The organism is Cytobacillus spartinae (assembly GCF_042865285.1).
Taxonomy (GTDB): domain Bacteria; phylum Bacillota; class Bacilli; order Bacillales; family Cytobacillaceae; genus Robertmurraya_A; species Robertmurraya_A spartinae.
The window spans coordinates 40,149-59,754 of sequence record NZ_JBIACK010000009.1; the positions used below are offsets into that span (position 1 = coordinate 40,149).

25 protein-coding genes are annotated in these 19,606 nt (G+C 36.1%); 12 read left to right on the forward strand and 13 right to left on the reverse strand.

What is annotated here, in order from left to right; all coding sequences use genetic code 11:
- Window positions 1-31: 31 nt before the first annotated feature.
- Window positions 32-1,399, forward strand: coding sequence for an alpha/beta hydrolase family protein (locus ACFYKX_RS16915; protein ID WP_389362249.1), 1,368 nt, complete (start codon window positions 32-34; stop codon window positions 1,397-1,399).
- Window positions 1,400-1,445: 46 nt separating this feature from the next.
- Here the strand turns inward: ACFYKX_RS16915 and ACFYKX_RS16920 are convergent, their stop codons facing one another.
- The 3 genes from ACFYKX_RS16920 to ACFYKX_RS16930 form a co-directional block, all read right to left on the reverse strand.
- A complete protein-coding gene (locus tag ACFYKX_RS16920; RefSeq protein WP_389362250.1) occupies window positions 1,446-2,306 on the reverse strand; it encodes an SDR family oxidoreductase in 861 nt (286 codons plus the stop codon).
- A 2-nt stretch (window positions 2,307-2,308) separates the two neighbouring features.
- The gene (locus ACFYKX_RS16925; RefSeq protein WP_389362251.1) at window positions 2,309-2,743 is read right to left on the reverse strand and encodes a MarR family winged helix-turn-helix transcriptional regulator; all 435 of its coding nucleotides are present in this window, start codon (window positions 2,741-2,743) and stop codon (window positions 2,309-2,311) included.
- Window positions 2,744-3,110: 367 nt separating this feature from the next.
- Entirely contained in the window at window positions 3,111-3,257 is a 147-nt protein-coding gene (locus ACFYKX_RS16930; RefSeq protein WP_389362252.1) for a hypothetical protein, read from the reverse strand.
- Window positions 3,258-3,528: 271 nt separating this feature from the next.
- Here ACFYKX_RS16930 and ACFYKX_RS16935 point away from each other — a divergent pair, with 271 nt between their 5' ends.
- Window positions 3,529-4,164, forward strand: coding sequence for a histidine kinase (locus ACFYKX_RS16935; protein WP_389362253.1), 636 nt, complete (start codon window positions 3,529-3,531; stop codon window positions 4,162-4,164).
- 48 nt (window positions 4,165-4,212) lie between these two features.
- Here ACFYKX_RS16935 and ACFYKX_RS16940 read toward each other — a convergent pair whose 3' ends face one another.
- From ACFYKX_RS16940 to spoIIP, 3 genes are all read right to left on the reverse strand, one after another.
- Entirely contained in the window at window positions 4,213-4,962 is a 750-nt protein-coding gene (locus tag ACFYKX_RS16940; protein WP_389362254.1) for a (S)-benzoin forming benzil reductase, read from the reverse strand.
- Between the two features lie 76 nt (window positions 4,963-5,038).
- On the reverse strand, window positions 5,039-5,233 hold the full coding sequence (locus ACFYKX_RS16945; protein ID WP_389362255.1) for a hypothetical protein: 195 nt from the start codon (window positions 5,231-5,233) through the stop codon (window positions 5,039-5,041).
- On the reverse strand, window positions 5,226-6,362 hold the full coding sequence (spoIIP, locus tag ACFYKX_RS16950) for a stage II sporulation protein P (RefSeq protein ID WP_389362256.1): 1,137 nt from the start codon (window positions 6,360-6,362) through the stop codon (window positions 5,226-5,228). Before spoIIP ends, ACFYKX_RS16945 begins: the two co-directional genes overlap by 8 nt.
- A gap of 208 nt (window positions 6,363-6,570) precedes the next feature.
- On the opposite strand from spoIIP, the gene ACFYKX_RS16955 reads away from it, so the two are divergent.
- The 3 genes from ACFYKX_RS16955 (at window position 6,571) to ACFYKX_RS16965 (ending at window position 8,121) form a co-directional block, all read left to right on the forward strand.
- Entirely contained in the window at window positions 6,571-7,047 is a 477-nt protein-coding gene (locus ACFYKX_RS16955; protein WP_389362257.1) for a GNAT family N-acetyltransferase, read from the forward strand.
- Between the two features lie 282 nt (window positions 7,048-7,329).
- Window positions 7,330-7,608 (forward strand): hypothetical protein, encoded by a 279-nt coding sequence (locus ACFYKX_RS16960; protein WP_389362258.1) that lies wholly within the window; start codon window positions 7,330-7,332, stop codon window positions 7,606-7,608.
- A 21-nt stretch (window positions 7,609-7,629) separates the two neighbouring features.
- Window positions 7,630-8,121, forward strand: coding sequence for a spore coat protein (locus ACFYKX_RS16965; protein WP_389362259.1), 492 nt, complete (start codon window positions 7,630-7,632; stop codon window positions 8,119-8,121).
- Between the two features lie 142 nt (window positions 8,122-8,263).
- On the opposite strand, the gene ACFYKX_RS16970 is transcribed toward ACFYKX_RS16965, so the two are convergent.
- The 4 genes from ACFYKX_RS16970 to ACFYKX_RS16985 all read right to left on the reverse strand — a co-directional run bounded on the left by ACFYKX_RS16970 (window position 8,264) and on the right by ACFYKX_RS16985 (window position 11,609).
- Entirely contained in the window at window positions 8,264-8,995 is a 732-nt protein-coding gene (locus ACFYKX_RS16970; RefSeq protein WP_389362260.1) for an ABC transporter ATP-binding protein, read from the reverse strand.
- A complete protein-coding gene (locus ACFYKX_RS16975) occupies window positions 8,992-9,690 on the reverse strand; it encodes an ABC transporter permease (protein ID WP_389362261.1) in 699 nt (232 codons plus the stop codon). Before ACFYKX_RS16975 ends, ACFYKX_RS16970 begins: the two co-directional genes overlap by 4 nt.
- Window positions 9,691-9,772: 82 nt before the next feature.
- Window positions 9,773-10,654: a substrate-binding domain-containing protein gene (locus ACFYKX_RS16980; protein ID WP_389362262.1), complete on the reverse strand. Its 882-nt coding sequence runs from the start codon at window positions 10,652-10,654 to the stop codon at window positions 9,773-9,775.
- A 40-nt stretch (window positions 10,655-10,694) separates the two neighbouring features.
- Entirely contained in the window at window positions 10,695-11,609 is a 915-nt protein-coding gene (locus ACFYKX_RS16985) for a substrate-binding domain-containing protein (protein WP_389362263.1), read from the reverse strand.
- Window positions 11,610-11,958: 349 nt separating this feature from the next.
- Here ACFYKX_RS16985 and ACFYKX_RS16990 point away from each other — a divergent pair, with 349 nt between their 5' ends.
- The 6 genes from ACFYKX_RS16990 (at window position 11,959) to ACFYKX_RS17015 (ending at window position 17,308) form a co-directional block, all read left to right on the forward strand.
- On the forward strand, window positions 11,959-12,726 hold the full coding sequence (locus tag ACFYKX_RS16990; protein WP_389362264.1) for a DUF4931 domain-containing protein: 768 nt from the start codon (window positions 11,959-11,961) through the stop codon (window positions 12,724-12,726).
- Window positions 12,727-12,736: 10 nt separating this feature from the next.
- Entirely contained in the window at window positions 12,737-13,201 is a 465-nt protein-coding gene (gene tsaA / locus ACFYKX_RS16995; protein WP_389362265.1) for a tRNA (N6-threonylcarbamoyladenosine(37)-N6)-methyltransferase TrmO, read from the forward strand.
- 358 nt (window positions 13,202-13,559) lie between these two features.
- Entirely contained in the window at window positions 13,560-14,738 is a 1,179-nt protein-coding gene (locus tag ACFYKX_RS17000; RefSeq protein ID WP_389362266.1) for an FtsW/RodA/SpoVE family cell cycle protein, read from the forward strand.
- Window positions 14,739-15,464: 726 nt separating this feature from the next.
- Entirely contained in the window at window positions 15,465-16,277 is an 813-nt protein-coding gene (locus tag ACFYKX_RS17005) for an ABC transporter ATP-binding protein (protein ID WP_389362267.1), read from the forward strand.
- Window positions 16,270-17,064 (forward strand): IucA/IucC family C-terminal-domain containing protein, encoded by a 795-nt coding sequence (locus ACFYKX_RS17010; protein ID WP_389362268.1) that lies wholly within the window; start codon window positions 16,270-16,272, stop codon window positions 17,062-17,064. Before ACFYKX_RS17005 ends, ACFYKX_RS17010 begins: the two co-directional genes overlap by 8 nt.
- The gene (locus tag ACFYKX_RS17015; RefSeq protein WP_389362269.1) at window positions 17,054-17,308 is read left to right on the forward strand and encodes a YusU family protein; all 255 of its coding nucleotides are present in this window, start codon (window positions 17,054-17,056) and stop codon (window positions 17,306-17,308) included. Before ACFYKX_RS17010 ends, ACFYKX_RS17015 begins: the two co-directional genes overlap by 11 nt.
- A 55-nt stretch (window positions 17,309-17,363) precedes the next feature.
- Here the strand turns inward: ACFYKX_RS17015 and ACFYKX_RS17020 are convergent, their stop codons facing one another.
- Complete coding sequence (locus ACFYKX_RS17020) at window positions 17,364-17,711, reverse strand: spore coat protein (RefSeq protein ID WP_389362270.1); 348 nt, start codon at window positions 17,709-17,711, stop codon at window positions 17,364-17,366.
- Window positions 17,712-17,724: 13 nt separating this feature from the next.
- Window positions 17,725-18,003, reverse strand: a complete 279-nt coding sequence (locus tag ACFYKX_RS17025; RefSeq protein ID WP_389362271.1) for a hypothetical protein — start codon at window positions 18,001-18,003, stop codon at window positions 17,725-17,727.
- 259 nt (window positions 18,004-18,262) lie between these two features.
- On the opposite strand from ACFYKX_RS17025, the gene ACFYKX_RS17030 reads away from it, so the two are divergent.
- Window positions 18,263-19,180 (forward strand): proline dehydrogenase family protein, encoded by a 918-nt coding sequence (locus ACFYKX_RS17030; RefSeq protein WP_389362272.1) that lies wholly within the window; start codon window positions 18,263-18,265, stop codon window positions 19,178-19,180.
- 262 nt (window positions 19,181-19,442) lie between these two features.
- On the opposite strand, the gene ACFYKX_RS17035 is transcribed toward ACFYKX_RS17030, so the two are convergent.
- Window positions 19,443-19,574: a YuzL family protein gene (locus ACFYKX_RS17035; protein ID WP_389362273.1), complete on the reverse strand. Its 132-nt coding sequence runs from the start codon at window positions 19,572-19,574 to the stop codon at window positions 19,443-19,445.
- Window positions 19,575-19,606: the final 32 nt, after the last annotated feature.

Sequence of the window (19,606 nt, forward strand, 5' to 3'; positions counted from 1 at the left end):
ATTAATAAGGTCAAAGAAGGAGGCTGAAGTAATGCGAATATTTGAATTAGCATTGTTTTCTATTAGTAGTCTGACTTTCATTCTTCTACTTGCAAGAATCCAAAAGAATTGTCGTTTGGTAAGGACTCTTGCTTTTCTTTTAATGGGTATATTTTTAACTCACTTTCTAGTAGAAGGTTACCGTTGGCAAATGATTCCGACTTATTTTATGGCGATCACTACTATTCTTATAATCTATAGAAAGTTAAGTATAAATCAGCTGCAATTAAGGCTGAAGTGGAAAGGGATCACTGCTTTTGTAGTAATTTCTGTTTTTTCACTAATATTGCCAGTCCTATTCCCTGTATTTAGTTTTACAATTCCTACAGGACCTTATGATGTTGGTAGGAGCTCCCTTCATTTAACGGATTATAGCAGAGAAGAGACGTTTACGGAAGAAAGCGGGGATTATAGGGAGCTTATGGTTTCAATATCATATCCAATCGATAGAGCAAGTCATCACCCATCCGCTAGTTATATTGAAAATGCCGGGACATTTCTAAAAGCTATTAATAAAGAAACGGGTATTCCTACGTTTTTTCTTCAATACCTGAAAGAAATTCAAACAAACGGACATGAAAATGCTGCGATTGCTAAAGGAGAAGAATCGTTTCCGGTAATCATTTTTTCACACGGATTTCCAGGAACTAGATTTATGTATACAACCCTTATTGAAGAAGTGGTTAGTCAAGGGTTTGTTGTCATAAGTATAGATCACTCCTACCATTCGAGTTTGACGGTGTTTCCAGATGGAAAGAGTGCATATTTGGATGATAAAATTCCTTCACCTTTAGACCTAAAAGCTTGGGATGAGTTGATTGCATCTGTTTGGGGAAAAGATCATCAGTTCATACTAGATTTCCTAGAGGACCTTGCTTCAGATCCTTTTTATAAAGGAAAGTTAGATCTAGAAAGGATAGGGGTAATGGGGCACTCCTTTGGTGGAGCAACTGCGTTTCAAACATTGATTCAGGATGATAGAGTCAAGCTTGGCATTAATATGGATGGAACATTTTTTGGGGAGAAGGTCAGAACTGATGCGCAGTATAAGCCATTTTTATGGATGACTGTAGATGCGGGCCAAATATCTGACCAAACAGAAACGCCTGATAAAAACACACTTAAGATGCTAGGAATGACAAACGAAGAGTTCGTCACGTTGTCTAAGGAGCTCAAAAACCGTAAAAAACAGTTTGAAACGTATGCAAGTGATATGGTTCAAATCAATGGAACACACATGAGTTTCAGTGATTACTACTTGTTTAGCCCGTATCTTGCCATATCAGACAAGGTAAATGTCCACCAGCAACATCAAATGATTAGTAAAAATATTGTAGAGTTTTTAAAGGATAATTTTTAGGAATAAAAGGCTGATTCTACTCAATCAGCCTTGTTTCAACTGGCATTTATATCCAGTGTTCCTTATGGTCGAGAGCATATTGTTTAAACGAGATAGGTTTCCTTTTTAAAAGGTACTCCGTATCTTCTGTAACCTTTTCAGCTGTTTTCATTTTTGTTACTAAGTAAAGCATGGTCATGACATTTGCAAAATCTTTTCTTATTCCACGTTGAATAATGGTCCGTCTGAACTCAAATACACCTGGATTCTTATACTCTATTTTTCTACCAAGAATCTCAGAGAGGATTGTTTCAATTTCATAGTAGTCTAGTGCTTCATTTCCAGTGAGTGTGTATGCTTTTCCGATATGACCTTCTTCAGATAGACAAACGGCTGCGACCTCTGCAATATCTCTTGTGTCAATAAAACTCGTTTTAGCTTTTCCGACAGGCATGAATAGTTCATTACGTAACTTTATATCTTCTTTATGCGTTGTATTTAGATTTTGCATGAAGAAGCTAGGTCTTAAAAATGTGTAAGGTATTTGTAGTTCTTTAATCATATCCTCAATTTTACGGTGGGGAACAACAGGATTTTTTTCAACTCCCATTAATGAAACAAATACGACTTGTTTAATCCCTTTTTCTTTCACTTTTTCCAAGAATGGTTTCATATCCTCTTTCGGATTCGCAAGCTGTGGGGGGCGGACTAAGAAAACCCTGTCCACTCCTTGTAAGGCATGTTCAAATGTTTCCGGGTTTTGAAAGTCAAATGGAACGATTTCTACTTCCGGTTCGGAGAATATATCCTTTGCCTTTTCAACTGTAAATACTCCTGCTTTTACTTGTTCTCCTCGCTTTGCGAGTTGCTCTACTACGTAATAACCAATATTACCTGTTGAGCCAGTTACGAGAACTTTCTCCATCATGATCAGTCCTTTAAATTCATATTTATTCTTACTAAGTAGGAGGTTAATTCGCTGATTTCCTTTTCCGAAAACCCCTGCAAAGCAACCGAAATCGTCTCTTCACTCTTCTTTTCCAAAGTCGGTAAAATTTCTTTCGTTTGTTCAGTTAGCTGAAGAATATGGGCTCTTTTATCAGTGGGGTGTGGGAGCTTTTGAATAAAGCCTTTTTCAAGAAGTCGCTTTACTACACCTGAAATGGTTGGTTTATCCATATCGAGGCGCCCGGCAATAGATACAGACATATACTGATTATCATGGGCTTTTTGTTCTTCAAGCATTTGTAAATCTTTTATCACAGCCCATTGAGTTGCGGTGAAGTTTTCTTCTTCAAGTCTCTTGTTTAACTGGTATTTTATTAACTTGGCAGATGAGTTTAGTAGGTAACCTAGATTCTTCATAGTAGATCCTCTTTTGTAATATAGTTTGGCATACTAACTATATTATAAAATTAGTTAGTGTACTAATCAATATGCGGGTGTTAGAGTTCATAAAATGTTCAAAGGGAGTTCGCATAGATTAATGTCAGTTTTTCATAGTTTTACTGATATTCGTGCATTAAGAACCACTATTAGTGCTTGTTTTTTATAAAATGAAAAGGAATTTGGTATTAAAGCAAGAGATTAGTGCACAATTTTTGTAGATTGTACGAATTTTGTGTACTAAACAAGTTTATTAATACCTAATTTTCATCATATCAATAAAAACTAGTCACTACTCTAAAATAAAACACCACCTATGCCATTAAGACAAGGTGGTAAACGATCCTTAATCCATATCTGTTTTATCATTTTGATCTTTGTTTCTTTTATTCCCCTTGCTGTTATCGCCACTAGTTATTTCTGAGGCGAACTCTTCTGTACCTGCTTTCGGAGAGTTTTGGTTTTTGCTACCCTTATTGAATTTCTTCGTCATTAGATCAAATCTCCTTTTCAACATATATCAACTATAGTTTGTCATCTAATGACCAAAGTATGTACAAAAGAAAAAGACCTCCCAATAGGAGGCCAACAAAGGGGGAATTACACTTGTAGTAGCATTTTAGCCACTTTTCGTTGTCTTTAAACAAGCTTACAAAAAAATGATTAAATTCCCCATCTGATTCCTCGGGTGTATCCTGGAATTTAATTTCCTGCATTATGTTATAATATTGGTAAATTGTGTTACGGATATTGAGGTGAAATAAATGGAAAATATTTTAGTTTGTGTCAGTCACCCTAACCATGCAGAAAGACTGATTCAGAGAGGGAGATTATTAGCAGAGGCATTTGGTGGTAGTTGCCTTGTCCTTTCAGTCCACAAAAATCATATGGATGATGATTTAGATTTTAACCAGCTTCAAACGAAGTTAATGTTTCAAACATTAGCTGAAAAATATGATGTAAAAATGTTATCTAAATGCTCAGAAGGGAAAAAGGTCTCTATTGTAATAGCTGATACAGCAAAGGAAGAAAATATCACTCAAATCGTAATTGGACAAGCAGTACAATCAAAGCTTGAACTTGTTATGAAGCAGTCGATTATCAATGAGCTTTTCCAACAGCTAGAGGGAGTAGATGTACACGTCGTTGAAGTTAACCGTGAAGTTCATAACCAATCTGAATTTTGTGATAGAGGAATCAACTCTCAGATTGTAAAAAAAGATTCTGAATATTACCTTGTATTCGATGATACACAGGAAGAGGGCCTGGACGGGATATTCTTTAGGGAACTATCGACTAATTTTTCAAATGGTTTCTTTGTTATTCAAAAGGAGAATGAACATCAGGTAGTCCGTGTTCGTAATGGAGTCGTTCAGCTTTCAGACTTGGATCAATCCTAATACAAACAAAAGCAGCGATTCATGATATCGCTGCTTTTTAAAAGCCTTTTATAGCAAATCATTTACGTTATACACAACTCCGCTTTCTGCTTTATTGGCTAACAACAAATCAATTAAAGCATTGGCGACAGTATCTGTGTCACGTAACAAGCCTTGCTCCTTATAGTCTTTAAACTTTTCAACATCCTGGAAGCTTTCTTGAGAAGATGAACGGATGACTCCCTGCATCTCTGTATCCATAATCCCAGGACTGTATGCAATAATAACATGCTCAGATCCAGCTGTTTGTTGCTCTAATGCTGCCGTTTTCGTAAACATATTTAGAGCGGCTTTTGTACTGCAATACGTACTCCAACCTTGAATAGGTCTTTCAGCTGCACCAGATGTAATATTTACGATGGTTAGTTTTGAAGAGCTTGCTCTTTCCAGGAATAAGTTCGAAATAATCATAGGAGCTAACAAATTTAGCTGAACATTTGTTACCACTCTCTCAGTAGGAAGTTTGCCAACCGTTTCAATCGGTTCAACCATACCGGCATTATTATAGACAAACACCTCTTCAGGATTTTCGGTAGCAAGTAGTTCAACAATTTTTGTAAAAGCCTCTTCAATCTGTTCAATATTGGATAAATCACAAGGAACATGTTGATAAAACAAATTACTGGAAGTGGCTAGAGCTTTCATTTCCTCATTTTCAGTTCTAGATACTGTGATAACTCCAATCTGCTCCTCGATCATTCGTTTTGTAATAGATGTTCCAAGTCCTTTTGAAGCCCCTGTTATAATGGCGAATTTCAATATTTTTCACTCCTAATACTTCTTCATACTATTGCCATTATAGTATTTAAAAAGTAAATTAGAAAATTTTCAGTCTCTAATCGGAGGAAATATCTTTACTTAACTCACCTTTTATTAATTCATCTTTTACAAAGTGAATAACAGATAAAATAATCCCTGCCAAAAACCAGGATATCGTTATGATGGTTAGGTCGATAAAGTAATAAAGAATGACCGTGCTTATAAATGTTATGAATAAACATATATGAGGTTCTTTTAAGTACTTAGCCATTTACCATCTCAGCCTTCCGGTAATATTCACTAAATATTTCAGCAAACACTTCTACGGTGTTATATAGCTCTGTTAAATCATTATCAACCCCTCCAAATTCTACAAGGAGCGCTCTCGTTGATAAGTCTTGATTATAGACTCCATTGCCTTCACTTTTTCCTTTTACAAAAACCCCTCTACTAATCCCTGGATATCTCTGTTCAAGCATCACTTCAAGTTCACTGGCTATTTTCAGGTTCTGTTCGTAGTTTTTATTTTCTTCACCAACGATAAAAAACAATCGAGCAAATGGTTTTCCGTTTATCATTTTCGTCGTGATATCTTTCCGTTGACCATCTCGATGAATATCAATTAAGAAATCGAGATCTTCGTTTGTCGCCATCGCTTCCTGGACAATGCTTCGAGATGCTGAGTAGGACTTTCCATACGTCCAACTCTTTTTCTGGAGCTCTTCCGTCATATTTGTTGTATCGAGCTCTACTCCAATCCCATGTTTGTTCAACTCAGTTGCCAACCGCTTCCCAACAGCAACAACATTTACCTTCTCGTTTGTACTAAATGCCTCGTTCGCTTTTGTTACTCCCTTTAACAGGGGGATAAAGGCTTCTGAACTATGAGTATGATAAATAAACACAGATTTTTTGCCTGTTACCATCGGAGGTGAGCTTTCGTCCTCCTCTTCCTTCAGCATTTCATTGGCAATTTCTCTTTCTTTCAAAAGCACATCCATTGGGGGTGCCGATTCAATTGGTAAAGTGGTAAAATCAGTTCCTTCTCCAGCTACCACAATCTCTGTATCAAAAATAGAAAAACCAGGTAATTCACTTCCCAGAAAAGTTCTCGTATCAGTAGGTTGGATGTTAGTTGCCAGTTTCAGAGCAAGGTCGGAAAAAGTGTAAATATCAGTATCTTCACCGGCTGTATAAAAATAATGGTTCTCTGACCTTAAAAGGTTTATAAATAATTCCCCTGCATCCAAATCCTTAATCAACGGCTTGATCGTATCAGAGGTAAAAGGAGTAGAGTAAGTACTAACTACGCCAGCAAGAACAAATGCCATTATAATGCTAAGGAACCATCCATTTATATAAAGCCATACAGAAACAATAGGTGTTTTTATATTTCTCATATAAACCCCCTCCATAAATACAAATATATGAACCTAGTTATAAAAATAAGACAAGGGTTTATGAAATAAGCTAACTTTGTGAGGTGAAAACCTATAGAGAGCGCCTTACAGGGGGGACATTGTGAGGGTAAAATTAAAGGAAATTGGAATGTTGCATCGAAGATAGTGTTAATGTTGAACTATTTTAAATACAAAGAGGAGCATTCCTATGGATATGAATTTAGAAAAAATTGATGAAACGAAACGACAAGTGCTTGAAAATTTATTGGAATACTATGTCTATGAATTTAGCCCATATTTAGACATAGATGTAAATGAAGAAGGGAAATATGGTTTTGCCTTGGTAGATGAATACGTTACAGACCCTCAATATTCTTCATATTTTATTAAACATAACGAGCATCTTATTGGGTTTGTCATTGTTAAGGAACTGAATGACCAAGATTTTAACTTTTGCATTGAACAGTTCTTCATTTTAAAAAAATACAATGGGAAAGGGTTCGGAAAGAAAGCAGCCACTGAGGCATTCAATTTATACAAGGGAAAATGGCAGATTACCCAAACAGAAACGAACTATCCTGCCCAAGCTTTTTGGCGGAGTGTCATTAAGGAATATACGAATAATCAGTTCAGTGAATTTTATGATGATAAAAGAAGGTCTGTACAAAGATTTGAGAATAGTTAAAAAGGGGAAGTGTCACATTTATGGTGGCACTTTTTTTATTTTATTTGGAATTAGACGAATCTACTAGGACATGCGCCTTTTTATAACTAGATTAGTGGAAAAGCCCTCACTTTATAGTAATTATCCCATATAAAAGTAGTAAAAAGGCCAATAAATTAGGGATTTGCTACAGGGCGAATCTACTGATGAAAATGCCTTTTCTTACTAGACTAGGGAATAGCCCTCACCTAGTAGATTTAAAATCATATGTAAATAGTATAAGAGTCAAGGGGGTGAAAGGTGTTGGGAGAACTAAACGATAAGCTAAGGGAGTTATCGAAAAATCTTGTTGGGCTACACGTGAAGGATGTAGTTAAGAAAAACAAAGGATTAAAACTAAGAGATCTTTCTTCAGAAGAAAAAGAAAAGATTAAGAAGTTATTCCATGACTTAGAAGAGCAAGTGAATGAATTTGTGAAGAAAACAAAGAAAGAAGCAGCAGAAAGTTTGGAAGAAGCTGAAGAGAAGGCCAAGAAGGTTCGCACAACTTTAAGAGATAAGTTGGGCAAAAATAAAAATTAAGTGAAAAGGAGAGATACGTTTATGTTAAGTGGAAAAAACCGCTGTGAAACAAGAGGGGAAGTGTTTGGAACAACTACTGACTGTCACAGAAGATGGACTGCACTAGACCCTGCAAGTAACTTCCCGTTTACGGGTGATGACGCTGACATTGTACAAGAGGCAGATCAAGTATCTGATATTGAACAACGCTCAAGTGAAAAGATTGTTATTAAAGATAGCTTAAACATTAATGTTACTTCAACTGAAACACAAGTAGCTGTATCATTACAAGCTGCACTACAGGTAGCAATTGCTCTAGTAGTAAATATTACAATTGCTGATAGTGATCAAGCTGAAAAGGTAACTCAAGAGTTACTACAATATTCTCAAATTCAACAAGTTAACCGTCAGAGCATCTATGTAGAGAACTCTCGTGATGTTAATATCACTACAACAGATACTGATGTAGCAGTGTCTATCCAACTATTGCTTCAACTATTGCTAGCACTTCTGGTTGAAGTAGATATTCTGTAAGGATTTAAAGTAACAAGTACGTTAAACTTCTAACAACCCTAACCTCCTATTAAATATAAAAGTAGCATATAGGTGGGAGCCCTATATGCTACTTTTTCTCTGTATAAAAACTAGTATATTCTGTATTTTTCTCAGTCATATGTTAAATTGTAATGTTCCATTCATTTAGAAAAGGTGCGGTTATACGGTTCGGGGAGTGTGTAACGTCCTTGGTAGTGCCTGATTGTTTTATTTCACCATCCATAACAATCAATAATTCGTCTGTTAAATATTTAATTTCCATTAAGTCATGGCTTACGAACACTGTTGTTGTGCTGGTGTCTTTTAATATATTTTTCAAATCCTTTAGTAATTTCATTTTGGTCGGAAAATCTAGTGCTGAAAAAGGCTCATCCAAAAATAGTACTTTTGGTTGTAATACCATGGCTCTTGCTAGATTGACTCTTTGTGCTTCACCGCCCGATAAGTGGTAAGCATGCTTTTTTGCCAGGTGAGAAATTTTAAAGACATCTAACCAATGAGAGACCTTTTCTTTAATCACTTTTTTTGACTCTTTACGAAGCTTTAAGCCCACTGCAACATTATTAAAAACAGTCGTATTAAGGAGCAGTGATTGTTGAAGCGCTATGGCGAACTTTCTCCGTTGTTCAATGGTAATGGTCCTCATTGAAATTTCACGTTCTTCGTAAAATAGATTTCCTGAACTCGGCTGATCAAGAAAAGATAAAAGCTTTAATAGAGTACTTTTTCCAGCGCCATTTGGCCCCATTATACCAACTATATTACCTTTCTGGATACATAGGGAAGAGATTGAAAGGATTCTCTTGTCTTTAACATCGTATTTTATGTTTTCTAATCTCATTAATATACTCATATTCTTCGATTCCTTTGCTGTAAAAACGTTAAACAAAATGTGATAAGGAATGCAATAGTCATTAATATAAAAGACAGGGCTAATGCAATATCAAAATTCCCTTTTGATACTTCCATTACAATCGACGTAGTCAGGATTCTTGTTTCACCACGAATGTTTCCACCAACCATCATGGCAGCTCCAACCTCTGCTATCACTCTTCCAAAACCGGCAATAATGGCTGCCAGAATAGCGATTCGTGTTTCTTTTAGTAAGAGAAGAATAGATTGCCCCTTTGTTGCACCAAGCGCTTTAATTTGAAGAAGCATTTTTGAGTCAATTTGCTGAAAGGCTGAGCTTGTTAACCCGATTACAATGGGTAGAGACACAAGAACTTGGGCCATGACAATAGCTGTGGGAGAAAATAATAGAGAGAGATCTCCTAACGGTCCAGATCGCCATAACAACATGGTAATCCATAAGCCCGCCACAACGGGGGGAAGTCCCATGCCAATATTAATAAATACTAGAAGAATTCTTCTGCCAGGGAATCTTTTTAAACCGAGGAAAATTCCAGTAGGTAGACCAATGAGTGTACTTATTAATACAGCAGTTAACGAGACTCTTAACGTAAGCCAAGTCACGTGAAATATCTCGCTGTCCCCAGTTGCGATCATGTATATTGCCCTTTTTAATCCATCTATTAAAAGCTCCATGCTTCCTCCAGCTTTCTGTTGGGTTCTTCCATATCCTAATCGGCTATAAGAAAGAACCCTTCATAGGTAGTGGTACGATTTTCTACTCTGTATAAGGGAAGAATAAGGATTGTCCGTATTCTTCTTTACCAAACTTCTCAATCACCTTTTGTGTTTCTTCGTTCACCATAAATTCTACGAAAAGCTCAGCACCTTCACTATAGACCTTATCGTGTTTCTCAGGGTTTACTTGCATCACGTGGTAGATGTTTAATAATGCCTCGTCACCCTCAACGGTAATTTCCATATCGGATAAATTCTTTTCTTGTGCTAAGAAAGTCGCTCTATCTGTTAAAACATAGCCTTGTTTTTCAGCAGATAATTGAAGAGTAGGTCCCATTCCTTGACCAGTTTCAACATATGAAGTGTTATCTGTTGGAGTAATGTTTAAGGATTTCCAGATAGATAGTTCTTTCTTATGAGTTCCTGAATCATCTCCTCTTGAAACGAATACGCTATTCTCATCAAATAATTTTTGGAAAGCCACATTTACTTCCATGCCTTTAATTCCTGCTTGGTCAGCTTTAGGTCCAACAATAATAAAGTCGTTGTACATAACGCGCTTGCGATTTATGGCATCTCCACTATCAACAATTTCCTGCTCTGTGGCTGGTGCGTGGACAAGTAATACATCCGCTTCACCTTTTGTCCCCATTTCAAGAGCTTGACCTGTTCCAACTGCAATCGTCTTTAAATTTATAGATGGATGCTGATCTTCAAACAAAGGAATAAGTATATCTAGTAATCCACTATCTTGAGTGCTCGTTGTTGTTGCCAAAATTAAATCTTTTACTTCCATTTTTTCTTCTTTAGACTGACTATTTGTAGACTCTACTTTAGTGCTAGGTGCTGTGCTTGAACATGCAACTAGAGATATAAAAAGGAGTCCAATTAAACTAGAAAATAGTAGTTTATTCTTTCTCACACTTTTGTTCCCCCTGAATGTAATTACTAATAGTTAGTAATCATCTATGCTCATAAATAATAGTTCCTAATTCACTTGCATCATAACCATCGAGCTTTAATACATGATCTTTGAAGGTCGTAAGTTGGATCATATCAATCAAATGCTGAAGATTGCTCTCATTTTGAGGTGTCCACCGAAAAACAAGATCAAACTGCTCTGTTGCAATAGGGATAAAATCTAAATTGAGTTGGCTTGCTGCAGAGCGAATACCAAATGCGATATCTGCGTCCCCACGGCTAATATAAGAAGCAGTGGATAGGTGGTTCCATTCTTCTACTTCATACCCTTTTATTGATTCCGGTCCAACTCCTTCTTTGGCTAGCAAAGAATCTAATAAGAAGCGGGTTCCAGATCCTTTTTGTCGGTTCACAAAGCATATGTCTTTTCGAATAAGGTCCCTAAATCCCGTAATCTGCTTGGGATTATCCTTGGCAACAATTAACCCTTGTTCGCGGTTAGCTAAGCGCATAACTGTAATTTTTTCGTGCACAAATATTTGTTTAATAAAAGGGAGATTGTATTCGTGAGATGCGGGATCTAGTAGGTGAATGGCTGCTATATCAGCAGAACCCCTATGTAGCATCATTAAACCCTCTAAGCTGCCAATAAATGTGGGTTGGATGGAAAGAATATCAGCTTCTTTTGTAATATACTTAACTAAATATTCAACAAGAAAGTCATGGCTACCTGACAAACGTAATGAAGACGGGTTTACTTGGACTTTAGGGGAATTCTTAGATGGAGAGCTCACCATGTTCTGTTTAAAGCGATCTACTTCTGATTCCTCAACACGCATTTTATTTCCAACCTTAAATGCTTGTAGTTCCCCTCGTTTGATTAGCTCATATACGGTATGCTTTGAAATTTTAAATAGTTTAGCAATTTCATCTGGTGTATAGGTATATCCATTCAAGCTTTGTGTCCTCCTTACTTTTGGATCCTAGTTAAAAATAAATCATTTACTCCTTTTTAAATGTGATTTATGTTACATATCGTTAAGTTTTGTTAAGTTTCGTTTAGCCAAGTCACAATTACGACACAAGATAACAAAGAGTTAATAGAATTTCAGTACAAACTTCATCTTTAAAACAGAAATAGTCCGATATCCAACTTGAAATAGTAGAGAGATAGCTAGCTGTCTAGGTATGTTGATTGAGTCGAGACGTGCTTATAAATGCAAATTATTTTATTGAAAAACGTTTAGATATTTTGAATAATAAAGTTAGAGTAAAATTTAGGAAATGATGAATTAGGGGGATTACATGAACAGTACCCATCTTTTTTTTAACACAGCAATCGGGGTGAAAAAGCCTGAAAATATACGAAATAAAGATCAAAGCTGTCCTTTTTGTAAAAGAGAGGAATTAACCGATATTATTGATGTCAAAGACTCAATCATGCTCTTGAAAAATAAATTTCCAGTATTAGAAAATACATTTCAAACCGTTTTGATCGAAACGGATGATTGTCTAAGCGAACTTTCACTCTATACGAGGGAGCATTTAGTAACATTAATAACCTTTGGTTTAAATCATTGGATTTCTATGGAAGAAAGCAGAAAATATAAATCTGTTATTTTTTTTAAGAACCATGGGCCTTTATCAGGAGGAACTCTTGCTCATCCTCACATGCAAATCATTGGTTTAAATAACATTGATTATTTGGATAAGGTATCGGAGGAACACTTTCTAGGTTTGAAAATCGCGGAGCAAAACAATGTTGTTTTCACCCTATCAACGAAACCGAAAATCGGGTTCTATGAGTTCAATGTAAAAATGACAGGAATGAACGAGGTTGAGCAGTTCGCACTTTATATACAGGCGGCAGCACACTACATATTAAATGAGTTTCCATTTAGATGTAACAGCTACAATCTGTTCTTCTACAAAATCAACGATGAGATATATGCAAAAATTGTTCCTCGTTTCATAACAACGCCAATATATATGGGATATTCAATTCCGCAGATTCCGGACAACTTAGAATGGATGCAAAAGGATATCATTCAAAAGTATTTTAGTCATTTATAATAGGAGGTTCATGATGAGTATTTCTATGACACCAATAGGGTTTGTTAAAAGTACACGAAAAGAGATGTTGGATGATCAGTGGAGTCTGGAGAAAGCTTCTATTCAATTAGATCGAGCCCTTTTTACTGAAGAAGCGCTATATGGATTAGAGGACTTTTCTCACGTAATCGTTACATTTTATATGCATAATGTTAATAAAGAAAAAATCGAGACAAAAGCAAGGCATCCTAGAAACAATCCTGATTGGCCGAAGGTAGGAATTTTTAGTCAAAGAGGAAAAAATAGACCGAATCAAATTGGAATTACCATTTGTGAAATTGAAGAGATCAATGGCGTAACGTTAACTGTAAAAAATTTAGATGCTATTGATGGTACTCCCGTGTTGGATATAAAACCATATATGGCTGAGTTTGGATCAAATGGAGAAGTCCGACAGCCTGAGTGGGCTACTGAATTAATGAAAGGCTATTTTTAATAGTAGAAAGGTAATTGAAGGGGAGAATACTCTTTAAGCTTAACTGAAATCGTACTAAGTGGAATACATAATAAGGAAAACATCATGTAATAATACCCATTCTTCACAGAAAAGTTGTGATTTGTTCTCAATAAAAATATAATGAAGAATTGTACACAATCTTCGTTTTGGACAAGTTAAGAAGGTATAAACTTTTGAAGTTAGATAACTGTCCAGCATAAGATCCCAGCGACTAAATGTACTTCATGTACAATAAGGCAAACACTCTTCGTGTTCTCTTTATTTCAGTCAGTGCCTGCCCTTAAAGTCGTCGCTGAACAGGACCTTGTGCTTTTCTGATCATCAAAGGAGAATGAGCATGACTTCAAATAATAACAATGTTTCAACATCTAGAGTCGATTTTAGTTTGATCTTAATTCTCTTACTTCTGTTTCTAACAAGTTGTGTCGCCATCTATAGTGCGCAATCTACTGGTCAATATGGTGAAAACTTTCTTATTAAGCAAATCGTTTGGTATGTCATTGGAACAGGGATTATCGTTGCCGTAGTTACGTTAGATTCGGATCAGCTAAAAAAACTCTCCTGGTACGCATACGGTTTTGGCATATTTTTGTTAGGATTCTTGATTGTAGCTCCAACTAGCATTGCTCCAGTTATAAATGGTGCAAAAAGCTGGTTCCGCGCTCCAGGGATAGGCTCATTGCAACCAGCTGAGTTTGTAAAGGTATTTATTATATTAGCTATATCCCGAGTCATTGTGGATCATCATCAAAAGCACCAAATAAAAACAGTCCAAACTGATCTATGGCTACTTGGAAAAATTATTGCAGTTACGTTTGTTCCTCTTGTTCTAGTTATGCAGCAACCAGACTTAGGAACCTCCTTGGTATATATTTCTATTATGCTTGGAATGATTTTTATTTCAGGAGTATCATGGAAGATTCTTTTTCCCATTTTCGGAGCTGGAGTTTCTTTCATTGGAATGATTTTTTATTTTGTTCTTTGGCACCCAGATATATTGGAAAAGCTCCTTGGTGTAAAGGAATATCAGTTCGGGAGAATTTATTCTTGGCTTGATCCCTATAATTATCAGAGTTCAGCGGGGTATCAGCTAACGCGTTCCCTATTGGCTATAGGTTCTGGTGAGACAACTGGAAAAGGATATGGGACAAGAGAGGTATATTTACCAGAAAGTCATACAGACTTCATCTTCAGTATTGTTGGAGAAGAATTTGGGTTTATCGGGGCTAGTATTTTAATTAGTTTATTCTTCTTACTGATCTACCATATTACAAAGGTGGGAATGGAGACAAAAAACGACTTTTATACGTATATTTGTGTAGGTGTTATAAGTATGCTTACGTTCCACGTTTTTCAAAATATCGGTATGACAGTGGGACTTCTTCCAATCACAGGGATCCCGTTACCATTTATCAGTTATGGTGGAAGTTCTTTAATGGGGAATATGTTAGCGATAAGCTTGATTTTCTCTATCCGATATCATCATAAGAAATATATGTTTTCAAGTGATGATTAAGGGAGAAGGGATATAAATACCGGAAGCAGGGAAAATTCTTTGCTTCTTTTAGATTTGATAGCCTAGTGAGGTCAATATTTAAATAGAACAAAAAAAGGAACCTGCCGTACCAGCAGGTTCCTTTTTTAGGGGATGAGGGATGCTCGCTTTATTAAAGAGGGGGAATAAAGAGAGCAATGTTTCATTTATCTGTATTTAGGAAATTAATCACAATTTAGGTAGTTATCACTCAATGAAGAATGATAATCATTTTCAAGTACAACTTAATCATAAGTTTATTTGCTCTTTTTGTCAACACTAATTGATATTGATTTTCATATTCAATGACTAAATTGTGAACGGTAGCAAATACTAATGAAAATGATTTTCAAACTCATTGACAGTAGTTCATTCATTTTATAGACTAAAATAAAATGCTAAATCATGATTGGTTTAGTTTATTTTTTATGACCTCTTCTTAGTCAACTACCTTTTAATGGTCATGAAACTAGCATATGCCTTAGTAACTATAAGTATAAATATGAAATTATTTATCCTGAATTATAGGCTTTTTATACAAAAAATGATTTTAATCCTTAACATAAGAGAAGCATTGATGCTAGTTACTGGTCTCACCAAGGAAGCAGGTGCCTGTAACAAAATCAATGTCTAACAATTAACAGTGCAAAGAAGAATCGAACGATAAATAGGGGTATTGGTTAAATATTGAAAAAGGGGCGGTCAAACATGATCGAAGCGCAAAATTTAAGTCTTGCTTACGGGGATTCTCTCATAATTGATCAACTAGATCTGCAAATACCAAAGGGAGAAATCACTGTTTTTATTGGAGGGAATGGGTGTGGTAAATCGACACTTCTTCGTTCTATTGCTCGATTGCTGAAACCGAAGTCAGGAGCCGTTTTACTAGAAGGTAAAGCGATTGCTAAAATGCCTACGAAAGAAGTGGCAAAACAGATGGCAATCCTGCCTCAATCGCCTGTAGCTCCAGAAGGATTAACGGTTTTACAACTTGTCAAACAAGGGCGTTATCCTTATCAAACATGGCTTAAGCAGTGGTCGGAAGAAGACGAAGAGAAAGTAAATAATGCTTTAAAAGCTACCGGTATTGAAGCGTTAAAGGACCGCCCAGTAGATTCTTTGTCAGGCGGACAGCGACAAAGAGCTTGGATCGCTATGACATTAGCCCAAGATACCGATATTGTTCTTTTAGATGAGCCGACTACATATCTCGATATGACGCATCAAATCGAGATATTAGATCTTCTATTTGAACTGAACGAAACGGAAAAAAGAACAATTGTAATGGTTCTCCATGATCTTAATCTAGCTTGCCGCTATGCTCATAATATTGTTGCAGTTAAAGATAAAAAAGTATTTGCACAAGGTAAACCGGAATATGTAATTAACTGTAGCCTTGTTAAAAACGTTTTCGGAATGGATTGTGAAGTAACTATGGATCCACTTTTTGGAACGCCATTATGTATCCCTTATGGAAAAGGAAGATGTATTATTAAACAGGCAGGTCTGGCTAATGCCTAAGATTCTACTTACTAATGAGGAAACTGAACAGTTAAGTAACTACAGGTTCTCAAATAAGAGTAAACCAACCGACAGCACAATTGAGTTGGTAGAGCTTTTGAAAGATGAGCAAAGTTTACTGAACTATATGGAAGAACTGTCAAAAGTAATAGGGTCTCCAAACTTAAAAGTGACAGCTTCTATTTTTGTAAAGAGGTATGCCTTTTTAGCAGTTATTTATTTATATAGCATGACCAAGTGGAATAAAAGCTTAGATATATCGATTGATCGTATATCCCTTCAGACAAAAGAAGACGATGAACACTGGCTTCCGTCCTTCTATTTTAAAAAGGCGGAAGTAGAGGCTATGATGGGTGAAAGGAACGAATGGAGAGACCGATGCTTACAAAACCTCTTCTCAAACCATTTATCCATAGTGCTTAGCGCATTATCTTTGCATACAAAACAATCCAAGCTAATCATGTGGGAAAATATAGCCATCTATATCTTTTGGCTGTATGAAAGTGTATTTACTCAAGTTGACGATGACGAACTGAAGAATAGGGCTTCTGAAGATTTTCACTATATAATGAATGAAGCTCCTGGATGTTTGTTTGGAAAATATCATAACAATCCTTTAAAAAGGCACTTCCATCAGAAAAGTTATGTTGAGCATCTTCAAGAGGAAGTCCGAGTGAGAACATCCTGCTGTTTTTCGTATATGTTAGAGGGAAGTTCAGACAAATGTAAAATTTGTCCTCAAACGTGCAACATACCGAAAAGAGGAGGTGTGACCATTGGAGGATAAATTTCTATCTCAATTTGAAGGTTTGCTTACTAAATATTCAGAACTGCTCATCGGCGAGACAGACCCTGAACTAGTGGAAAAGGTGAAGATTTGGTCACTATATACCCATATAAGCAAGTCTATGCCACCTTTAGCAAAACATTGGAACGAGGAATATCCCGATGCAAAAGAGGAAATGAAAAGGTTAATAATGGAAATTAAGGAACTTAACGAAAAGCACCGGTTAGCTAGTAAAAAAGAATAAAAAAAGCCGTTTTGATTGTAAATACGTCAAAACGGCTTTTTGTTTTTTTGGCTATCTACTGAATAGGTTTATTCCCATTATTGTAAGGGAATTGCGAAGAGTACCCCTGAAATTGCTGATATGTTTGTTGCAATTTTTGTTGTTCAGCAGGCTCAATAGAGTACCATCCTTTTTGAAACATTAGATTATAAAAATCTCTTTGAGCGTTTTGTGTCTCGTTAAAAATAGTCAAGATATCCTGATAGAGTGCTTGGTGGCTTGCTTCATTTAAATACGTACAATAGGAATCGGTCATATATTTTTCTGTTGCTAATATGTCATTCGTAAAATCCCGATCGTTCATTTGGGGTGTTTTAGCAATGGGTGATTCAGGATTTTGTATTTTCTGCTGATTTTGATTCATTCTATTTCCCTCCTTACTGTTGCATGAATGTTTGGTTTTGTGTGTTTAGGTGAGAAAGAATCTGCTCATAGTGACGTTGGTGCATTTGACCACATTTTTCAAATTCCATTTTTAATTGTTGATCTTGGCATTGTTGTGCAAAAAAATGGGCTTTTTTCATAGCTAGTAAATTCCATGAAAGCATGTCTGATAAGTATAGAGAGTCTTTTGATGAAACGACAGCAGGAGGTTGAGGCATAATCCCTTGCTGAGCTTGTTGAAATTGGTTATTCATATTTTGTTGTTGTTGCATAATATCCCTCCAATAGTTAAGGAAATTTAAAACTATAAGTGTATTTTGAACCGTATGTTTATAGAAAAATGACAGTACGAATATATCCTTCCTCTGGGTAAATTACTTTATACGATTCATTACCGACAAAAATCGAGTATATTCTCACAAATATATATCCAAATGAATAGAAAGATGATAAAATAATTTTGTTTGAATTCACGCTATAAAAAGTACTGAAATATATATGATGTATGCGTTTTCATAAGGGGGAGTCAGCATGGAACAACTAATGAGAGATTTCTTTCTCTTCTTATCAAAAAATAAATATCTGACAAAATTAGCGAAAAAGTACGGTTTGCGCTTTGGGGCGGCTCGATTTGTTGCTGGGGAAACAATTCAGCAGGCTGTAAATGTGATCAAGGACTTAAATAGTAAGAATTTAGTTGTAACCATTGATTACCTAGGAGAATTCATCGATAACGAGAGAGAAGCCAAGGAAATGGCTGACAACTCGATATTGGCGATTGAGGCAATAGGCAGAGAAAAGTTAAAATCTCAGCTTTCTTTAAAGATGACTTCAATGGGGTTGGATATTTCTGATGACGTTGTTTTAGGGAATATGCGTAGAATTCTTGACGCAGCTGTGAAAAATAATGTTTTTGTTACAATTGATATGGAAGATTATTCGCGTTGTCAAAAAACGATTGATATCTTTAAACAGCTAAAATCCGAGTATGACAACATTGGTACCGTTATCCAAGCATATCTCTATCGTACAGAACAGGATATGACGGATTTAAATGAATACAATCCGAATCTCCGACTTGTAAAAGGAGCTTATAAGGAATCTCCAGAGGTGGCATTCCCTGAAAAGAAAGATGTAGATGAAAACTTTAAGAAGATTATCAAGATGCATCTTTTAAATGGAAACTATACCGCTGTTGCCACGCACGATGATGCTATGATTGAATATACAAAGCAGCTTGTAAAAGAGCATAATATACCGAATGACCAATTTGAATTCCAAATGTTATATGGAATCCGCACAGAAAGACAACTAGAGTTGGTTAAAGAAGGATATAAAATGAGAGTTTACGTTCCTTATGGGACTGACTGGTATGGGTATTTCATGCGTCGTTTAGCAGAACGCCCAGCGAATGTTGCGTTTGTGTTAAAAGGAATGGTTAAAAAATAATAATGATTTTATCAGGCTACTCTTAAAAAGGGTGGCCTGTTTATTTTAGTAGATTTTTTATTGAAACGCGGAAATGCATGTTAGATTCGCGGAAAAAATGGGATTATCGCGGATATAATGGGGATAACCGCGGGAAAAATAGATTGAGCGCGGAAATATCTTAGTTAACCGCGGAAATACCCGCATTTTAATCGAAGCACCCCCGTCTTCTAGGAGGTGCTTATATGGAGACAGCCCAATACTCCCTTAATATTGTTATAACCTATCTTTTGAATTGGTTATTCTGACTATTCTTCTTATTTTTATGAGCTCTCTCTCCACCAGGCCCAGCATCTCCTTTAACACTGGCTGCACTCACACCTGCTTTAGAGGGATCTTTTTTTAGTCTTGCCATTTGGTTTCACCTCCACCTATTTAGCATCTCGT

Coding starts and splice junctions, on each gene's coding strand:
- ACFYKX_RS16915 (WP_389362249.1), top strand. CDS start 32: ATGCGAATATTTGAATTAGCATTGTTTTCTATTAGTAGTCTGACTTTC.
- ACFYKX_RS16920 (WP_389362250.1), bottom strand. CDS start 2,306: ATGATGGAGAAAGTTCTCGTAACTGGCTCAACAGGTAATATTGGTTAT.
- ACFYKX_RS16925 (WP_389362251.1), bottom strand. CDS start 2,743: ATGAAGAATCTAGGTTACCTACTAAACTCATCTGCCAAGTTAATAAAA.
- ACFYKX_RS16930 (WP_389362252.1), bottom strand. CDS start 3,257: ATGACGAAGAAATTCAATAAGGGTAGCAAAAACCAAAACTCTCCGAAA.
- ACFYKX_RS16935 (WP_389362253.1), top strand. CDS start 3,529: ATGGAAAATATTTTAGTTTGTGTCAGTCACCCTAACCATGCAGAAAGA.
- ACFYKX_RS16945 (WP_389362255.1), bottom strand. CDS start 5,233: ATGGCTAAGTACTTAAAAGAACCTCATATATGTTTATTCATAACATTT.
- spoIIP (WP_389362256.1), bottom strand. CDS start 6,362: ATGAGAAATATAAAAACACCTATTGTTTCTGTATGGCTTTATATAAAT.
- ACFYKX_RS16955 (WP_389362257.1), top strand. CDS start 6,571: ATGGATATGAATTTAGAAAAAATTGATGAAACGAAACGACAAGTGCTT.
- ACFYKX_RS16965 (WP_389362259.1), top strand. CDS start 7,630: ATGTTAAGTGGAAAAAACCGCTGTGAAACAAGAGGGGAAGTGTTTGGA.
- ACFYKX_RS16970 (WP_389362260.1), bottom strand. CDS start 8,995: ATGAGTATATTAATGAGATTAGAAAACATAAAATACGATGTTAAAGAC.
- ACFYKX_RS16975 (WP_389362261.1), bottom strand. CDS start 9,690: ATGGAGCTTTTAATAGATGGATTAAAAAGGGCAATATACATGATCGCA.
- ACFYKX_RS16990 (WP_389362264.1), top strand. CDS start 11,959: ATGAACAGTACCCATCTTTTTTTTAACACAGCAATCGGGGTGAAAAAG.
- tsaA (WP_389362265.1), top strand. CDS start 12,737: ATGATGAGTATTTCTATGACACCAATAGGGTTTGTTAAAAGTACACGA.
- ACFYKX_RS17000 (WP_389362266.1), top strand. CDS start 13,560: ATGACTTCAAATAATAACAATGTTTCAACATCTAGAGTCGATTTTAGT.
- ACFYKX_RS17005 (WP_389362267.1), top strand. CDS start 15,465: ATGATCGAAGCGCAAAATTTAAGTCTTGCTTACGGGGATTCTCTCATA.
- ACFYKX_RS17010 (WP_389362268.1), top strand. CDS start 16,270: ATGCCTAAGATTCTACTTACTAATGAGGAAACTGAACAGTTAAGTAAC.
- ACFYKX_RS17020 (WP_389362270.1), bottom strand. CDS start 17,711: ATGAATCAAAATCAGCAGAAAATACAAAATCCTGAATCACCCATTGCT.
- ACFYKX_RS17025 (WP_389362271.1), bottom strand. CDS start 18,003: ATGCAACAACAACAAAATATGAATAACCAATTTCAACAAGCTCAGCAA.
- ACFYKX_RS17030 (WP_389362272.1), top strand. CDS start 18,263: ATGGAACAACTAATGAGAGATTTCTTTCTCTTCTTATCAAAAAATAAA.
- ACFYKX_RS17035 (WP_389362273.1), bottom strand. CDS start 19,574: ATGGCAAGACTAAAAAAAGATCCCTCTAAAGCAGGTGTGAGTGCAGCC.